A 1,399-nucleotide genomic window follows, 5' to 3' on the forward strand; every position below is an offset into this window, starting at 1 on the left:
CCCCGGCGTTCGACCTGCACCACCCCGACATCGCCGCGCTCGAGGAGCTCGGCCACGGCGGGCACGGTGCCAGCGCCCTGGCGGGTAGCAAGGAGGCCGGGAAGTGAAGATCCAGGGCAAGATGTTCATGTGGCTGAGCGTCTTCATCCTCGCCATGGCGATCGTCTATGGCTTGTGGTCGAAGGAGCCGGCCGGCACCACCGCCCTCTTCCTGGCCTTCGGCCTGTCCATCATGATCGGCTTCTACCTGGGCTTCACCGCCAAGCGGGTCGACGTCGGTGCCCAGGACAACAAGGAGGCCGACGTCGCGGACGACGCGGGCGAGCTGGGCTTCTTCAGCCCGCACAGCTGGCAGCCGCTGTCCCTGGGCATCGGTGGCGCGCTCGCCTTCCTCGGTGTGGCGGTCGGCTGGTGGCTGCTGTACTTCTCCGCCCCGCTGATCCTGATCGGCGTCTGGGGCTGGGTCTTCGAGTACTACCGCGGTGAGAACCGCACCCAGTAGGACGCGCCCGAGCGCTTGAGGAGCCCGGACACTCCGTCAGGAGGGTCCGGGCTCCGTCGTTCCGCATGTTTCACACGGACGGCGTCACTCGTCCGGATGGCTCACCGCGCCGAGGTTGACGAACCTTCCTAGCGTGAAGGCATGAGCCATTCATCGCGCACCAGCAGAGTCGCCGGTTGCACGCTGGTGGTGATCGCCCTCGGCGCGGGCGTCACCGCCTGCAGCAGCGACGGCAACCCGCTGTCCGCCACGCCGTACGACGCGGCGGAGCAGATCTCCTTCAACGGCCCCACCAAGGCCGGGAAGAAGGCCGACCCGGACAAGCCCCTGGAGGTGACGGCCGAGGGCTCCGAGGGCCGGATCACGGACGTCACGGCCACGGACGCCGCCGGACGCCATGTCTCGGGTGAACTCTCCGCCGACGGCCTGCGCTGGCACAGCACCTCACCGCTCGCCGCGAACGCGCACTACACGGTCCGGGTGAGCACCGAGGACGACGACGGGGCGCCCGGCCGCCGGGTCGTCACCTTCGACACCGGCAAGCCCCGCACCACGAAGCGGCTGAACGTCACCTTCGGCCCCCAGGCGGGCAAGTACGGCGTGGGCCAGCCCATCACCGCCGACCTGAACCAGCCGGTCAAGGACAAGGCGCAGCGCGCGATCGTCGAACGCGGTCTGAAGGTGGTCTCCAGCCCTGTCGTGGACGGCTCCTGGCACTGGGTGGACGACAAGAAGCTCCACTACCGGCCCAAGGACTACTGGCCCGTCAACGCCACCATCCAGGTGCGCAGCAACCTCGACGGCATCAAGATCAGCGACCGGCTGTGGGGCGGCACCGCAAAGCCCCTGAAGATCACCACGGGCGACCGGATCGTCGCCGTCGCGGACGGCGCCAGC

The 1,399-nt window shown here is 69.0% G+C and carries 2 protein-coding genes; both read left to right on the top strand.

Annotation, left to right across the window (positions count from 1 at the left end; all coding sequences use genetic code 11):
* The first annotated feature begins 103 nt into the window (after positions 1 to 103).
* Positions 104 to 502 (top strand): cytochrome c oxidase subunit 4, encoded by a 399-nt coding sequence (locus tag SSP24_RS42380; protein ID WP_141316596.1) that lies wholly within the window; start codon positions 104 to 106, stop codon positions 500 to 502.
* Positions 503 to 643: 141 nt separating this feature from the next.
* Positions 644 to 1,399 (top strand): Ig-like domain-containing protein (locus tag SSP24_RS42385; RefSeq protein WP_244951817.1); only part of this gene is annotated, 756 nt, incomplete at its 3' end.

The sequence above is a fragment of the Streptomyces spinoverrucosus genome (genome assembly GCF_006539505.1).
GTDB classification, from domain to species: Bacteria; Actinomycetota; Actinomycetes; order Streptomycetales; family Streptomycetaceae; genus Streptomyces; species Streptomyces spinoverrucosus.